The following is a 14,744-nucleotide window of genomic DNA, read 5'->3' as shown; positions in this document are numbered from 1 at the left end:
ATCACGGCGGGGCCCTTTTCCTGTTTCCTGGCTCTGCTCGCTGTTAGTCTGCGCGCCATGAATCACCTGTTCGCCCGGTTCCTGGACGGGCGTATCCGTGTCTACGAGATCGACGCCGCCGCGGAGGGGCTCCTCCAACCGGTGAGTTCCGTCCAGGTCGGTACCGATCTGGAGATATGCGGTCTCGCCGTCGCCCCTCTGGGGGACCGGCTCGTCTGTACGACGAAGCACGAGGTCGTCTGCCTGGACCGCGACGGTGTCGAGCTCTGGCGATACACGCTCCTCCCCAGATCGACGGAGAAGTACGGGCACATGCCGAGTGCCGCGTTCTCCCCGGACGGAACGCTCGTCTGGGTCTACCGGCCGGATGCGATGGCGGGTCGCGGGACCACCGACACATGGGTGGTTCTCGACGCCCGGTCCGGCGAGGTCCGGGCACAGGCCGATCTGAAGTCCTGCGGGCACGGCGGGGAGCACCTGCCACTGCCGGACGGGTCACGGATGCTGCTCGACGTGGGCGAAGGCCAGGACGGTTCTCTCGTCTTCGCCGGCTTCCTCACGGGGACGACGCTCGAACTGGAGCAGTACCCGTGGGACGACCGATGCGTCATGGCCCTGGCGCCGGGCGGCAGGCAGTTCATGAGCATCGACCACGGGCAGCAGGACGTGGCCTTCCACGAGTCTCCGAGCGGCAAGGTGGTGCTGAGGCTGCCGGTGGCCGCGTTCGGGCACGACCCCGAGGACGCGGCGTTCGAGTGGAGCGGCGGGTATCTGGACGCCGGCACCGCCATCGTCACGATCTGCGGTGAGCTCGAAGAAGACGACGTACCGGACGACGAACGGGAATGGCACGTCCACTATCGGGTCGATCTGCGCACCGGTGGAGTGGTCGGCCGGTTCGACGCGCACTCCCGCCATTCATACGATCTGGAGCCGCTGGGGGACGGTTCCTGGCTGACGACGGACCCGGACGGCAGGCCCGTCCGCTGGATCGACCGAGGGGAGAGCAGCTGAGGTCGGTCTACCGCGCTCGTAGGGGTCGGCTCCCCCGGCGGGTGAGCGGTAGTCGGCGAGGCTGTCAGGGCCGGGAGCACGACCTTCGGTGAGGGGTCAGAAGTCGTCGCCGGCGAGGACGGTGTCGGCGTCGACGATCCGGTACGCGTAGCCCTGCTCGGCCAGGAAGCGCTGCCGGTGGGCGGCGTAGTCCTGGTCCAGGGTGTCGCGGGCCACGACGGCATAGAAGCGCGCTCCAGCACCGGACGCCTTGGGACGCAGGAGGCGCCCCAAGCGCTGGGCCTCCTCCTGCCGGGACCCGAAGGCGCCCGAGACCTGGACGGCGACGGACGCCTCCGGCAGGTCGATGGAGAAGTTCGCCACCTTGGACACGACCAGCACGTCGATCTCCCCGCTGCGGAACGCGTCGAACAGCCGCTCCCGCTCGCGGACCCGCGTCTCCCCCTTGATGACCGGCGCGTCCAGGAGCGTGCCCAGCTCGTCCAGTTGGTCGATGTACTGGCCGATGACGAGCGTCTGCTCGCCGCGGTGCCGGTCGACGAGCGCCTGGATGAGCTTGGTCTTGGTGTCCGTCGTGGCGCAGAAGCGGTACCGCTCCTCGGGTTCGGCGGTCGCGTAGGCGAGGCGTTCGGAGTCGGTGAGGGTGACGCGCACCTCGACGCAGTCGGCGGGCGCGATCCAGCCCTGCGCCTCCATGTCCTTCCACGGCGCGTCGTACCGCTTGGGGCCGATGAGGGAGAACACGTCCCCTTCGCGGCCGTCCTCCCGGACGAGGGTGGCGGTGAGGCCGAGGCGGCGGCGGGCCTGGAGGTCGGCGGTCATGCGGAAGATGGGCGCGGGCAGCAGGTGGACCTCGTCGTAGACGACCAGGCCCCAGTCGCGGGCGTCGAAGAGCTCCAGGTGCGCGTAGGCGCCCTTCCGGCGGGTCGTCATGATCTGGTAGGTCGCGATGGTGACCGGCCGGATCTCCTTCTTGGTGCCGGTGTACTCGCCGATCTCGTCCTCGGTGAGGGACGTGCGGCGCAGCAGCTCCTGCTTCCACTGGTGCGCGGAGACGGTGTTGGTGACGAGGATCAGCGTGGTCGCCTGGGCGCGGGCCATGGCGGCGGCGCCGACGATGGTCTTGCCGGCGCCGCAGGGCAGGACGACGACGCCGGACCCGCCGTGCCAGAACGCCGACGCGGCCTCGCTCTGGTAGGAGCGCAGGCCCCAGCCGTCCTCGACCAGGGAGATGGCGTGGGCCTCGCCGTCGACGTATCCGGCGAGGTCCTCGGCGGGCCAGCCGATCTTGAGCAGGGCCTGCTTGAGGGCGCCGCGCTCGCTCGGGTGGACGGCGACGGCGTCGTCGCCGACCCGGTCCCCGATCATGCCCTTGATCTTCTTGGCGCGCATCACCTCCTCCAGCACCGCCCGGTCGGAGGACGAGAGGATGAGCCCGTGGACGGGGTCCTTCTCCAGCCGCAGCCGCCCGTAGCGGGCCATCGTGTCGGCGACGTCCACGAGCAGGGCGTGCGGGACGGGGTACCGGGAGAACCGGATCAGGGTGTCGACGACCTGCTCGGCGTCGTGGCCGGCGGCGCGCGCGTTCCACAGCGCCAGCGGCGTCACCCGGTAGGTGTGGACGTGCTCGGGCGCCCGTTCGAGCTCGGCGAACGGGGCGATCTCCTTGCGGCAGGCGTCGGCCAGCTCGTGGTCGACCTCGAGCAGCAGCGTCTTGTCGGACTGGACGATGAGCGGACCGTCGGTCAAAGCAGAAGCCCCCGTCGGGTTTCGGAAGATCGATGCCCTCACCCGGATCGGGGCACCGCTGCCGCACGCTACCCGAGCGGCGGCGGCGCTTCGCGCGTTCGGCGAGGACCGGAGGATTCAACGCCCCGGCCGCCGCCTTTATTGCCGCGCCCGCGCCGCGGACGCCGGCCGCCGCGAACCGCGGGGACGCCGGTCAGATCCCCTCGCTGGAGCCGTACTCCGGGTCGGACATGACGCCGAACGCGATCCAGACGACCGCGAGGACGATGCCGAGGAGGACGGACGCGGCGAAGAGCGACCAGCTCCAGATCGTCAGTTTCCGGGTGGACTGCGGGTCGGTGTGGACCCGGCCGAGGGCGACCGCCGCGGTGATCAAGCCGGCGAGCGCGATTACGTTGCAGCACATCACGACCAGGACGGCGTTGCAGACGAGCGCGGCGATGGTGGACCCGTTGCCCGTGGACTGGTGGGGGGAGACGCCCGGCGGCCCGTAGCCGTAGCCGGGCTGGCCGTAGCCGGGCTGGGTGTACCCGTACTGCTGCCCGTACGCGCCGCCCGCGTCCCAGTTCTGGGATCCGCCGTAAGGGTCTTCCCAGCCCGACGGCGGACGCCCTCCGTAGCCGCTCATCGGGGAGCCTCCTCACACCACTCGTCCGGACACGCTACCGGTCCGATGGATCATTGATTGGACCGTATGCGACGTTCGCCGGTTCCCGCGGCGCGGAGCGTCCGGTTCCGGACAGCGGCCGGCCCGGGAGCGGCGAAGGCGGAGCGGCCTCAGGAGGCGTCGTCGAGCTCGGAGACGCCGGTGATGCGGTGCAGGGCGAAGCGGTGCACGGCGGCGCGGGTCGCGTCGTAGCCGGTGAGGAAGCCGCCCTCGACCCGGACGGGCTCGACGATGCGGCTGGACGCCTGGCCCTGCTGGTCGAGGTAGCCGATCCAGACGCGGCCGCCGCGCTCGACGGCGCCGCGGAGCCGCTCGACGGTGGCCATCGCGGGCGAGCGGGGCGGCTCGCCGGCCGGTGCCTGCCGGGCGTGCTCGGCGCCGTGCAGGGACGCCTCGTCGCCGGCGCGCAGCGCCCGCACCGCCGCGGAGATCATCGAGGCGTCGGTGCGGTCGTCGGGGCGGAGCCGGACGATCTCGGCGGTGGGCGGCGGGTCGGCGCGCTGCGCGTCCGGCCGGGTCACGATCACGCCGCCGCCGGGCGCCTCGGCGACCGGGGCCAGGCCCATGGCGCGCAGGCCGTCGAGCAGGTCGGCGCGCTGGAGCCCGGACGCCAGGACGGTCGGGGCCAGGCGGTGCAGGCGCAGCGGGGCGGCGCGCCGGTCGGCGAGGATCTCGTCGAGGGTGGCGGGCGAGTCGGTGCGGACGTAGGACGACAGGGCCCCGACGCGCAGGTGCCCGTGCCGGCGGGCGACGTCGTCGATCAGGTAGACGAGCGGCTGCGGGAGCGGGGTCGCCGAGTGCCGGGTGAGCAGGTCGGTGACGTCGGCGGCGGTCCGCCCCGCGTCCAGGGCCCGGCGGATCGACTCGGGGGTGAAGCGGTACACGGTGGCGCCGCCGGTGGACTCGACGTCGGCGGCGAGCGCCAGCTCCCGGGCGAGGTCGGTGACCAGCGGGCCGGGCGCGACGGCGGTCAGGTCGGCCTGGACGAGGATCTCGTCGACGGGCTCCGGAAGGTACTTCTCCAGCGCGGGCTCGGGGTCGTCCCCGGCGAGCAGGTCGCGGCCGAACGGGACCAGCTCGCCGAAGCCGGTCAGGCCGAGGGCGGCGGCCTCGCGGAGCGTCCAGCCGACGAGGCGGTCGCGGACGGGCCCGCCGTGGCGGGGGCGCAGCCACGCCAGGCGGGCGCGGAGCGCGTCCTCGCCGACGACGACGCCGCGGTCGGCACTGGCGAGGACCTCCAGCACGGCGCGCCGGGTGGTCGGCGCGCTGCTGCGCACCATCGCCTCGCTGAGCGCGTTGATCAGCCGGTCGCGGTCGTCGCGGTCCCCGGCGAGCCCGGCGGCGCGGTCGGACTTCAGCCAGCCGCGGGCCAGCTCCGTCCAGCGCCCGGCGGTGTCGCGCATGAGCCACAGGTCGTAGGCGGGGGTGGGCAGCCACTCGCCGTCGAGGTCGCCGCTGCGGGTCAGCAGGCCGGCCGCGTACGCGACCTCGACGAGCAGGGCGGCCTTCCACTCCGGGACGTCCAGGAGCGTCGCGGCGGCGCGCAGGTCGCGGACGGCGAGGCCGCCGCTGCGCAGCACCGGCGGCGGTTCGAGGCCCCAGCGCTCCAGCAGCTCCTCGATGAGCCGGACGGCGCCCGCGGCCTCGCCCGCCGCGGCGCGCACGACCACGTCCTCGGGGCGCGGTTCCGCCGCCGGGGTGAGCGGGGGCGGCTCGGCCGGGACGTCCCGGAACAGCCGCCCGCCGCGCAGGTGCAGGGCGACCTCGCGGGGCAGCGTGACCGTGCGGTCGTCCTCGGCGGCGAGGAGCCCGCGCGCCAGGAGCCGCTCGATGGGGGTGGTGGCGGTGTCGAGCCGGACGGGGCGGCGCGCGTCGGCGACCCGCCCGACCGGCGGGCCCCAGGCGAGCTGGTCGAGGGCGGCCCGCGCCTCGGGCCCGGCGTCGTCGATGAGAGAGGCCGGGTCGGTCAGCAGCTCGGAGAGCCGGGCGAGGAGCCGGCCGGAGTCGGCGAAGCCGCGCGGGGCCTCGCCGTCCAGGTCGGCGACCAGGTCGGTGAGGCGTTCGGCGGGGTAGCCCGCGAAGACCTCCCGGACGGGCGGGCCGAGCCCGGCGGGGTGCGGCAGGCTCTGCCGGACGCCGGGCGCCGCGGCCGGGGCGCCGTCCCCCCAGGCGAGGCCGAACCGGCGGAGCGTGCCGAGCGCGTTCGCGGCCTGCTCGGCGGTGGCGCCGAGGGCGGTGGCGAGCGCGTCCGGCCCGGTCGGCGAGGGCAGGACGAGCAGGGCCTCCAGGACGGCGAGGGTGAAGCGGTCCAGCCGGTCGAGCGCGCGGGACACCGCGGCGGGCGTGGCGGCGCGGGCGGCGAGCGCGGTCAGGTCGGCGGGGACGGGGGCGAGCAGTTCGGGACGCGCGGACAGCAGCGCGCGGAGTTCGTCATCGCCTCGCGCGCGCAACCAGTCCGCATACGTTTCCATGCCGTTCCCCAACTTTAAGTCGCGTGCATGCCGCAGGCACGCGGGCCTCCAGGTTAGAGGCCCGCGCACGGTGGGGAACCCGGGTGTGCCGTGTCAGGTGGCGGGCGTGCGCTCCAGGTGCACCAGCCCGAGGCCGAGACGGGCCCAGCTCTCCACGAACCGCTTCTCGTCTATGCGGGTGGGCGGCTCGTACATCGCCTCGTTCGCCAGCCAGTAGTTCACCACGGCGCCGCCGAGGATCGCGGCGACCGCCGGCCAGTCCTCGTCGGAGCCCGCGAACTCGGGCTGGGCCGACAGCCAGGTGGCGATGCCGTCGTAGAGCGGGTTGACGATGCCCTCGCGCATCTCGGCGACCAGGTTCGGGAACTGGTCGAGGTCGCGGAACAGCACCCGGATGAGGTCCTGCTCCTCGCGCATCTTGGCCAGGCCGGCGTGGCACGTCATGCGCAGCCGGACATCGAGCGGGCGCTCCTCGTAGGCGGTGGCCTGCGTGAGGACGTCGCTGATCTGCCGGCGGGTCCGCTCGATGTGCTCGCGGATGGCGGAGGCGAGCACCTCCTCCTTGGACCGGAAGTGCCGGTAGAGGCCGCCCGCGCCCGGGGACAGGCCGGCCGCCGCCTCGATCTCCGCGACCGACGTGGCCGCGTAGCCCCGGTCGGCGAACAGCCGGAGCGACTCGGACACGATGCGCTCGCGCGTGGATGTCGTCATGGTGATGAATTCCTCCGCAAGAACAGTAAGGCATGTTCGAGCGGCCGGTCCCCGCGTCGCGCGCGGCGCGTCCGAATCCGTGATGCCGCTCCCGCCGGGCCGGGCGCGGACTAGAGTTCCCTCGTCCGCGCCCCGTCGCCGGAAGGGGCGTCGTCGGAAAGGTCGGCGATGTTCAAGTCTCCGCGGAAGGCGGCCGCCCGGGACTTCCTGCCCGAGGACTTCGTGGTGCCCACCCTGGTGGCCGGGCCCGACTTCCAGATCCGTCCGATCACCGTCCACGACGTGGTCAAGGACTACGGCGCCGTCATGGGCAGCCTGGACCGGCTGGCCGGGCGGTTCGGGCCCGAGTGGGGCTGGCCCGACCGCGAGTTCACCTTCGAGCAGGCCCTGATCGACGTCGCGTGGCTGCAGAAGCAGGGGCAGCTGCGGCGCTCCTTCAGCTACGTCGTGATCACGCCGGACGGGGAGCGGCAGCTCGGCCGCATCCACGTCGCCCCCTCGGACCGGCCCGGCGCGGACGCGGTGGTGGTCTTCTGGGTGCGCTCGGACGAGGAGAACTCCGTCCTGGAGAAGGAGCTGGAGGCGTTCGTCCGCGGGTGGGTCACCACGGCGTGGCCCTTCGGCACGGTCCGCTTCCCCGGCCGCGACTAGCGGGGGGCTAGCCCAGCCGGCGGACGAGGCCGACGACGATGCGGCCGATCACCAGGTAGACGAGGGCGGCCAGGCCGTAGTTGACGGCGACCTCCACCTTGGCGTTCTCGGGCTGGAAGACGTCCTTGAACTGCCAGCACAGGTCGGTGGCGCGGTCCCCGAACCAACGGACGAGGTCGTTTCCGGTGTTGGCCTCGAAGGCCGTGAACACGATGTGCACGGCCAGGATCGCCACCACGATCGTGGTGGCGACGGAGACGGCCGCCGCGAGCAGGGCGACGGTGCGGCGGCGGACCGCGGCGGCGGGGAAGGGCCGGCGGGTGCGCGGGGCGCGGTGGTCACCGCCCGGCTCGGTCTGGGTCTCTGCCATGTGCGGCCTCCTTCGCCGGGGCGGGGCGCCGATCGTCCTTGGGGCTCGGATGGTGCGTTCGGGTGCTGCGTTTTCCCTGGTCAGGTGGTTTGTGGTCGAGGGCCCGGGTATATCCGAGACACGGTCCCGCGCTCTCCTACTCGGATCCCGTCGCATCGCCACTACCAGGAGAGCGCGGGTCCTCGCGTGTGTCCAGCCCCTTACCCTGTGGACGTGCTCGATCTCGACCCCTCCGCGGCGTCCCGCGCCGGCCTCGCCATCGGCTTCGACCTCGATCTGACCCTCGCCGACACCCGCGCCGGGATCGGCGCCGTCTACACGGCCCTCGCCGCGGAGACGGGCGTGCCGATCGACACCGACCAGGTGGTGCGCCGCATCGGGCCTCCGCTGGAGGAGGAGCTGGCGTACTGGTTCCCGCCCGCGGAGGTGCCGGCGATGGCGGCGCGGTACCGGGCGATCTACGCCGACATCGCGGTCCCGGCGACCGTCCTCATGCCGGGCGCGGCGGCCGCGCTGGACGCGGTGCGCGCCCGGGGCGGGCGGGTGGTCGTCGTGTCGGGCAAGAACCAGGCCGACACCGAGCGGACCGTCCGGTTCCTCGGGCTGGCGGCGGACGCCGTGGTGGGCGGCCTGTTCGGCGCCGACAAGGGCGCGGTCCTGCGCGAGCACGGCGCCGGCGCCTACATCGGCGACCACACCGGCGACGTGGACGCCGCCCGGGCGGCCTCGGCGGTCGCGGTGGCCGTCGCGACCGGCGCGTTCGACTCGGCGGCCCTGACCGCCTACGGCGCGGACGTCGTCCTGCCGGACCTGCTGGCGTTCCCGGCGTGGCTCGGCGGGTTCCGGACGGGCTGAGCTGCGGGCCGATATTCGGATGCCGTCCCGGGGCGTCCGGGATAGCTTCTATCCCGTTGCCCCGCAGGCGTCGCGGGGGCACCCGGCATGTTCACCGGCCCGCGGCGAGGCACTAATCTTGGGGTCGATTCAGGACGATTACCGAACGAGGTCTCCGGTGCCGACTGGCAAGGTCAAGTGGTACGACTCCGACAAGGGGTTCGGCTTCCTCACCCGCGACGACGGCGGTGAGGTCTTCGTGCACTCGTCGGCGCTGCCGAGCGGGGTCACGACCCTCAAGCCGGGCCAGCGCATCGAGTTCGGGGTGGTCGAGGGGCGCCGCGGCCAGCAGGCGCTGCAGGTGCGGGTGCTGGAGACGCTGCCGTCGGTGGAGAAGACCATCGCCAAGCAGCGGCGCAAGAAGCCCGACGAGATGGTCGTCATCACCGAGGACCTGATCAAGCTGCTGGACGGGATCTCCAACACCTACCGGCGGGGCAAGCACCCGGCCCCCGCGGAGGCCAAGAAGATCGCCATCGTGCTGCGGGCCGTCGCCGACGACCTGGCGCCCTAGCGCTCCAGGGCCCGGAGGTCAGGCGCGCATCTCGTGGTGCGCGTCCGTCAGCGTGCCGCCGTGCTCGGTGCGGTGCGGGTGGCGCCGGGCTCCGGCCTGCCGCAACACCAGCACCCCGAACGCCAGGGCCAGCGCGGCCGCGACGACCGCGAGCGCGAGCCGCCCGTCCGCGACGATCGACATGGCGAGGCCGAGCAGCCCGCCGAGCACCCAGCTGAGCTGGTGCAGGGTCTCCGACACCGCGAACGTGGACGAGCTGACCTCCTCGCCGATCTCGCGCTGGACCACCGCGTCCATGGACAGCTTGCCGAGCACCTGGCCGAGTCCGGCCGCGGTCGCCACGGCGAGGGCCGCCCACAGCCCGAAGAACGCGGCGCCCGCGGCGGTGACGCCGGTGACGCACGCCAGCGTCGCCGACACGATGAACCGCGGCGCCCGCGCCTTCATCCAGGCGCCGAGCGCGGTGCCGATCAGCCCGCCCGCGCCCGCGCACGCCGCCAGCAGGCCGAGCGCGACATGGTGCGACACGGGGTCGAAGCGCTCCTGCCGGAGCAGGAACGCCAGGTAGATGATCAGGAAGCCGGAGAACGCGCGGAGCACGGCGTTGGCCTGCATCGCCTCCGCGACGACCGGGCCGAAGCGCGGCAGCGCATGCCACCGCCGGCGCGGAGCGGCCGTCTCCGCCGCCGGCTCGGCCTCGGGGACGTCCACGTGCCGGGGCAGCCGCATGGTGAACACGACGCCGAGCAGGAACAGGGCCGTGCCGATGCGCAGCACCCAGCCCGGCCCGATGAGCAGGGCGAGGCCGGCCCCGGCCGGCGCGGCGATCGACGCGGTGATGAGCCCGGCGAACGAGCACCGCGCGTTCGCCGTCACCAGCGAGATCTCGTCCGGCAGGACGCGCGGGGTGACCGCGGCCCGCAGCACCCCGAACGCCTTGGACAGCACCAGCACGCCGAACGCGGCCGGCAGGAAGGTGACCTGGTCGCCGTGCGGGAGGGCGCTCGCCAGCGCCCAGCACAGCAGCGCCCGCATCACGAACGTGCTCGCGATCGCGTACCGGCGGACGTGCCGGGCCCGGTCCAGCGCCGGGCCGATCAGCGGCGCGACCAGCGCGAACGGGGCCATCGTGACGACGAGGTAGAGGGCGACCTGGCTCCGCGCCTGGTTGACGTCCAGGCCGAAGAACAGGGTTCCGGCGAGCGCGACGGTGACCAGCGCGTCCCCGGCGGAGTTGATCGCGGACGCCTCGATCAGGCTGCCGAGCCCGCTGCGGCCCGCGCCCTGCGCGTGGGTGACGCGGCGGGTGAGCCGGCCCGTCCCGAGCACGGCCGAGCGCGCGGCGCGGCACGCCCGCGCCGCACCCCCGGTGGCGGCGCGCACGGACCGACCCGCCTGTGTCCGGTCTGCCATGCGCCCTGATCTCTCCTCGCGGTCGATCGACCCGGCCCAGGGGCCGGGGGCGGCCATCGGAGTCCTTGATTGATGAGAGTACGTTCCCCGATGGAATGCGGGATCACCTCGCGGACGGCGCCCGTCTTGTGCGGGTCACGTGCCCGCATGGGCGAGAATTGACATGTGAGCCCACAGCGCCAGTCCAGCCCCGCGCGATCCGCCGCCGCGCGCACCACGTCCGGGGCCGCCCGCCGGCCCCGCACACCCGCCGTCGACACCGCCTGCGCCGAGGCGGTCGACCTCGCCCGCGAGGCCGCCGAGGAGACCGCCGGCGCCGCGCAGGTCGGCGAGCACCTCGGCATGCGCGCCGAGGGCGACCGGGTGGTCACGCACTACTTCGCGTGCCTCGACCCCGCCTACACGGGGTGGCGGTGGGCCGTCACGGTGGCCAGGGCCTCGCGCGCCAAGAACGTCACGGTCAGCGAGTGCGTCCTGCTCCCCGGCGACGACGCGCTCCTCGCGCCGCCGTGGGTGCCGTGGCTGGAGCGGCTGCGCCCGGGCGACCTCGGCCCCGGCGACCTGCTGCCCACCGCGCCCGACGACGTGCGGCTCGCGCCGGGCTTCACGCAGGTGGACGACTCCACCGACCGCGAGGCCCTGTGGGAGCTCGGCCTCGGCCGCGTCCGGGTGCTGTCGCGGGAGGGCCGCGACGAGGCCGCCGCCCGCTGGTACGAGGGCGTCGCCGGGCCCCGCGCCCCGATCGCCGCCTCCGCCCCCGCCCAGTGCTCCACGTGCGGCTTCTACGTGGCGCTGGCGGGTGCGCTGCGGCAGGTCTTCGGCGTCTGCGCCAACGAGTACGCGCCCGACGACGGCCGGGTCGTCTCGGCCGACCACGGCTGCGGCGCCCACTCCGAGGCCGTGTCCCTCCCGGCGGTGTCCGAGCACAACCCCCCGGTCATCGACGAGCTCGGCTACGAGATCGTCCCCACCGGCGGTGACGAGGACGCCGCGTCCCTCGACGGGGCGTCCCTCGACGACGAGGCCCTCGGCCACAGCTGATCCCATGGAGGACGTGTTCGGCGCGCGGGCGCTGCGTGAGCGGGTCCTGCGCGCCTGGGCGGAGTCCCCGGCGCGCTTCCGTGAGGACGCCAACGTCGAGGAGGACCACGCCCTCGGCGGCTACCGCGACCGCGTCGTCATCGAGCTGGCGCAGAACGCCGCCGACGCCGCGCGGCGCGCCGCGGTGCCCGGCCGCCTCGCCCTGAGGCTGCGGACCGGCGGGGAGCCGGTGCTGGTCGCGGCGAACACCGGAGCGCCGCTGGACGCCGCGGGCGTCGAGGCACTCTCCACGCTGCGCGCCTCGGCCAAGCGCGACGAGCCGGCCACCGTCGGGCGGTTCGGCGTCGGTTTCGCCGCCGTCGTCGCCGTGACCGACGACCCGGCCATCGCGTCCGGGGCGGCAGGCGTCCAATGGTCGGCGGTGCGGGCCCGGGAGCTGGTGGAGGAGATCCCGACCCTCGCCGAGGAGCTGGCGCGGCGGGGCGGGCACGTGCCGCTGCTGCGGTTGCCGTTCGCCCTTGAGCGGGCACCCGAGGTCCCGGCGGGCTTCGACACCGTCGTGCGGCTGCCGTTGCGGGGCGAGGCGGTCGAGTCCGTCCGGCGGCAGCTCGGGCAGGTGGGAGCGGCGCTCATGCTGGCGCTGCCCGCACTTGAGCGCGTCGACATCGACATCGACGGCGACGTCCGGACGCTGACCGCCGAGCGGCCCGCCCCGGGCGAGGTCGTCATCGACGGCGGCCTCTGGCGGACGGTCGAGGAGCATGGGGAGATCCCCGCGGCCCTCTTGGAGGACCGTCCCGTGGAGGAGCGGGCACGGCCGTTCTGGCAGGTGCGGTGGGCCCTCCCAGGGGACGGTCTCCCCGAGGGCACGCCCAGCGTCCTGCACGCGCCCACGCCGAGCGACGAGCGGCTCGACCTGCCCGCGCTGCTCATCGGGTCGTTCCCGCTCGCCCCTGACCGGCGGCACGTCGCGCCCGGGGCATTGACCGACTTCCTCGTCGACCGTTCCGCCGATGCCTATGTTCGGCTGCTGGGCGAGCTGCCCGTCTCCCCGAAGGTGCTGGGGCTCGTGCCCGGTCCGGTCGGCGCCGGAGAGCTGGACGCGCGGATCCGGCGGGGGATCAGGGAACGCCTCCCGGAGGCGCCCGTCCTGCCCCACCGGACGCGCGGGCGCGACGCGGTCGCCGTGGACGCGCCGGCCCCGTTCGTCGAGGTGCTCGGCGGCCGCGCCGGCGACGGCGAGGGGGACATCGGCGAGGCCGCCGTCGTCGGCGGCCTGCTGCCGCCGGAGTGGCCCGCGCGGAGCCCGGCGCTGGCGGCGCTCGGCGTGCGGCGGGTCGAACTGGCCGACGTGGTCGACGAGCTGGCCGCTGTGGACCGGGAACCGGCGTGGTGGCACCGGGTGTACGAGGCGCTCGCCGGGGCCGCCACGGACGCGCTGGGGGCTCTCCCGGTACCGCTGGCGGGCGGGACGGGCCGGGTGATGCGCGGGCCGCGCGGGCTGCTGATCGCGGACGGCGTCGACCCCGCGGGCCTGGACGCGCTCGGGCTGCGCTTCGTCCACCCGGAGGCCGTGCACCCGCTGCTGGCGCGGCTCGGCGCGGTGGAGGCGGGGCCGCGGGCCGTGCTGGCGGACGCCGCCGTCCGCGCGGCCGTCGAGGAGTCCTTCGAGTCCGACGATCCCGACGCGGTCGCCGAGGCCGTGCTGGGGCTGGTCTCCGCCGCACATCTTGATCCCGGCGACGAGCCGTGGCTGGCCGAGATGGCCCTGCCAGGCGACGACGGCGACCTCTATCCGGCGGGCGAGTTGCTCCTGCCAGAGAGCCCGCTACGAGGGCTCATGGCCGAAGACGCGCCGTTCGGCGTCGTGGACGGCGAACTCCTGGAGCGCTGGGGCACGGAGACGCTCACGGCCGTCGGCGTCCTGGACGGTTTCGCCCTGGCCAAGGCCGAGGACGTCAACCTCATGGGCCTCGCCGACGAGGCCGAGAGCCTGGACCTCGACGACGAGGACGTGTGGGCCGACGACGTTCTGCGCCGGATCGGCGAGCAGGACCTTCCGCCGCTCGTCCCCGAGTTCACGGCCGTCCGCGACCTCGAACTCGTCGACGACTGGGGGGCGGCCCTCAGGGTTCTCGCCGAGCCGCCGTGGCGGGCCGCGATCGTGGACCCCGCCCACGTCACCCTGCACAACGGGCGGCGCGTCGCCGTCCCTTCCTACACGGCGTGGTGGCTGAGCCGTCATCCCGTTCTGGAAGGCCGCAGGCCGGGCGAGTTCCGCTTGGGCGGCGACGAGGCACTGACGGGGCTCTACGACGTCGCGCCGTCGGGCCTGGAAGAGCGGCTCCTGCTCGCCTTGGGCGTCCGCACGTCACTGGCGGACCTGCTCGATGAGCCTGGGGGAGCGCAAGAGCTGCTCGACCGCCTCGGTGATGCCCGGCGACCCGTGGGGCGGTCCCAGTTGGGCGGGCTCTGGACGGCGCTGGCCGACGCCCCGGACGCCGCCGTCGAGCCGCCCGACCGGGTGCGGGCGGTCGTGGACGGCGAGGTCGAGGTGGTCGACGCGGCGGACGCCCTCGTCCTCGACGGCCCCGACCTCCTCCCCCTGCTGGAAGGGCAGCCGCTCGTCATCGCCGGGCAGGGCCGCGACGCGCGCCTCGCCGAGCTCCTGGACCTGCCGCTCGCGGGCGAGGAGATCCCGGGGCTCGTGGAGTCGGCGGGTGAGGAGCGCCCCGTGCCGGAGGCCGTCAGGGCGGTCCTGCCGGACGCCCCTGCTGGGTACCTCGCCCACGAACGCCTCGTCGTGGACGGCCAGGACGTCCCGTGGTGGACCAGGGACGGCCGGATCCACGCGAGCGGTGCGGGCGGCCTGGCACGGGCGCTCGCATGGTCCACCGGGCACTGGGCGGACCGCCTTCTGCTGGAGGCCGTCCTGCGCGCCCCCGAGGCCCTGCCCGTGCTGCTTGCCGAGGACGACCTGGAGCCCTAGCCGGCGCCTTCGCGCTTGGCGGCGCGTTCGGCCTCCTGCCGGGCCCGCCCGGCCTGGAGCCTGGGGGTGTACCACATGCCGAACAGCCCGATCCCGATGCCGACCGCGCACACCCACAGCCACCAGCGGTCCTGCGACGGCAGCCCGACGATCAGCAGCACGACCAGCGCCACCGCCCAGGCGACCGCCCCGGCGGCCGCGACGCGGACGTCGTTGGTCTGCATCGGCGGCGGATCCGGGCGGCGCGGAGGGCTCATGCG

The 14,744-nt window shown here is 74.4% G+C and carries 13 protein-coding genes; 6 read left to right on the top strand and 7 right to left on the bottom strand.

Features of this window, described 5'->3' with window-relative positions; genetic code table 11:
* Positions 1–57 precede the first annotated feature (57 nt).
* Positions 58–1,014 (top strand): hypothetical protein, encoded by a 957-nt coding sequence (locus K4S16_RS23960; RefSeq protein WP_149261210.1) that lies wholly within the window; start codon positions 58–60, stop codon positions 1,012–1,014.
* A 96-nt stretch (positions 1,015–1,110) separates the two neighbouring features.
* Here K4S16_RS23960 and K4S16_RS23955 read toward each other — a convergent pair whose 3' ends face one another.
* The 4 genes from K4S16_RS23955 to K4S16_RS23940 form a co-directional block, all read right to left on the bottom strand.
* Positions 1,111–2,763 (bottom strand): DNA repair helicase XPB, encoded by a 1,653-nt coding sequence (locus K4S16_RS23955; protein ID WP_149261209.1) that lies wholly within the window; start codon positions 2,761–2,763, stop codon positions 1,111–1,113.
* A 193-nt stretch (positions 2,764–2,956) separates the two neighbouring features.
* Positions 2,957–3,391: a hypothetical protein gene (locus K4S16_RS23950; RefSeq protein WP_149261208.1), complete on the bottom strand. Its 435-nt coding sequence runs from the start codon at positions 3,389–3,391 to the stop codon at positions 2,957–2,959.
* 149 nt (positions 3,392–3,540) lie between these two features.
* Positions 3,541–5,901, bottom strand: coding sequence for a helicase-associated domain-containing protein (locus K4S16_RS23945; protein ID WP_149261207.1), 2,361 nt, complete (start codon positions 5,899–5,901; stop codon positions 3,541–3,543).
* A 93-nt stretch (positions 5,902–5,994) separates the two neighbouring features.
* Positions 5,995–6,612, bottom strand: coding sequence for a TetR/AcrR family transcriptional regulator (locus tag K4S16_RS23940; RefSeq protein ID WP_200842051.1), 618 nt, complete (start codon positions 6,610–6,612; stop codon positions 5,995–5,997).
* A 168-nt stretch (positions 6,613–6,780) separates the two neighbouring features.
* Between K4S16_RS23940 and K4S16_RS23935 the strand changes: the two genes are divergently transcribed.
* Entirely contained in the window at positions 6,781–7,263 is a 483-nt protein-coding gene (locus tag K4S16_RS23935) for a GNAT family N-acetyltransferase (protein ID WP_235037022.1), read from the top strand.
* Positions 7,264–7,270: 7 nt separating this feature from the next.
* On the opposite strand, the gene K4S16_RS23930 is transcribed toward K4S16_RS23935, so the two are convergent.
* On the bottom strand, positions 7,271–7,633 hold the full coding sequence (locus K4S16_RS23930) for a hypothetical protein (protein WP_149261206.1): 363 nt from the start codon (positions 7,631–7,633) through the stop codon (positions 7,271–7,273).
* A 213-nt stretch (positions 7,634–7,846) separates the two neighbouring features.
* Between K4S16_RS23930 and K4S16_RS23925 the strand changes: the two genes are divergently transcribed.
* The gene (locus K4S16_RS23925) at positions 7,847–8,488 is read left to right on the top strand and encodes an HAD family hydrolase (RefSeq protein ID WP_235037021.1); all 642 of its coding nucleotides are present in this window, start codon (positions 7,847–7,849) and stop codon (positions 8,486–8,488) included.
* 157 nt (positions 8,489–8,645) lie between these two features.
* Complete coding sequence (locus K4S16_RS23920; RefSeq protein WP_149261205.1) at positions 8,646–9,041, top strand: cold-shock protein; 396 nt, start codon at positions 8,646–8,648, stop codon at positions 9,039–9,041.
* Positions 9,042–9,059: 18 nt separating this feature from the next.
* On the opposite strand, the gene K4S16_RS23915 is transcribed toward K4S16_RS23920, so the two are convergent.
* Entirely contained in the window at positions 9,060–10,454 is a 1,395-nt protein-coding gene (locus K4S16_RS23915; RefSeq protein ID WP_149261204.1) for an MFS transporter, read from the bottom strand.
* A gap of 165 nt (positions 10,455–10,619) precedes the next feature.
* Here K4S16_RS23915 and K4S16_RS23910 point away from each other — a divergent pair, with 165 nt between their 5' ends.
* Together K4S16_RS23910 and K4S16_RS23905 are read left to right on the top strand one after the other, a co-directional pair.
* Positions 10,620–11,495, top strand: coding sequence for a DUF3027 domain-containing protein (locus K4S16_RS23910; RefSeq protein WP_149261203.1), 876 nt, complete (start codon positions 10,620–10,622; stop codon positions 11,493–11,495).
* 4 nt (positions 11,496–11,499) lie between these two features.
* Positions 11,500–14,484 carry a sacsin N-terminal ATP-binding-like domain-containing protein gene (locus tag K4S16_RS23905; protein WP_149261202.1) on the top strand — a complete coding sequence of 995 codons (2,985 nt, stop codon included), beginning with the start codon at positions 11,500–11,502 and terminating at the stop codon, positions 14,482–14,484.
* On the opposite strand, the gene K4S16_RS23900 is transcribed toward K4S16_RS23905, so the two are convergent.
* Entirely contained in the window at positions 14,481–14,741 is a 261-nt protein-coding gene (locus tag K4S16_RS23900; protein WP_149261201.1) for a DUF2530 domain-containing protein, read from the bottom strand. The genes K4S16_RS23905 and K4S16_RS23900 overlap by 4 nt on opposite strands.
* Positions 14,742–14,744 lie beyond the last annotated feature (3 nt).

Origin of the sequence: Actinomadura sp. K4S16 (assembly GCF_008327685.1) — a bacterium.
In the GTDB taxonomy this organism is placed as follows: domain Bacteria; phylum Actinomycetota; class Actinomycetes; order Streptosporangiales; family Streptosporangiaceae; genus Spirillospora.
This window is presented reverse-complemented; position numbering and strand designations above follow the sequence as displayed.

Bases quoted from the DNA above. Each gene is read 5' to 3' on its own strand.
- K4S16_RS23960 (WP_149261210.1), top strand. From the start codon at position 58: ATGAATCACCTGTTCGCCCGGTTCCTGGACGGGCGTATCCGTGTCTAC.
- K4S16_RS23950 (WP_149261208.1), bottom strand. From the start codon at position 3,391: ATGAGCGGCTACGGAGGGCGTCCGCCGTCGGGCTGGGAAGACCCTTAC.
- K4S16_RS23945 (WP_149261207.1), bottom strand. From the start codon at position 5,901: ATGGAAACGTATGCGGACTGGTTGCGCGCGCGAGGCGATGACGAACTC.
- K4S16_RS23940 (WP_200842051.1), bottom strand. From the start codon at position 6,612: ATGACGACATCCACGCGCGAGCGCATCGTGTCCGAGTCGCTCCGGCTG.
- K4S16_RS23935 (WP_235037022.1), top strand. From the start codon at position 6,781: ATGTTCAAGTCTCCGCGGAAGGCGGCCGCCCGGGACTTCCTGCCCGAG.
- K4S16_RS23930 (WP_149261206.1), bottom strand. From the start codon at position 7,633: ATGGCAGAGACCCAGACCGAGCCGGGCGGTGACCACCGCGCCCCGCGC.
- K4S16_RS23915 (WP_149261204.1), bottom strand. From the start codon at position 10,454: ATGGCAGACCGGACACAGGCGGGTCGGTCCGTGCGCGCCGCCACCGGG.
- K4S16_RS23905 (WP_149261202.1), top strand. From the start codon at position 11,500: ATGGAGGACGTGTTCGGCGCGCGGGCGCTGCGTGAGCGGGTCCTGCGC.
- K4S16_RS23900 (WP_149261201.1), bottom strand. From the start codon at position 14,741: ATGAGCCCTCCGCGCCGCCCGGATCCGCCGCCGATGCAGACCAACGAC.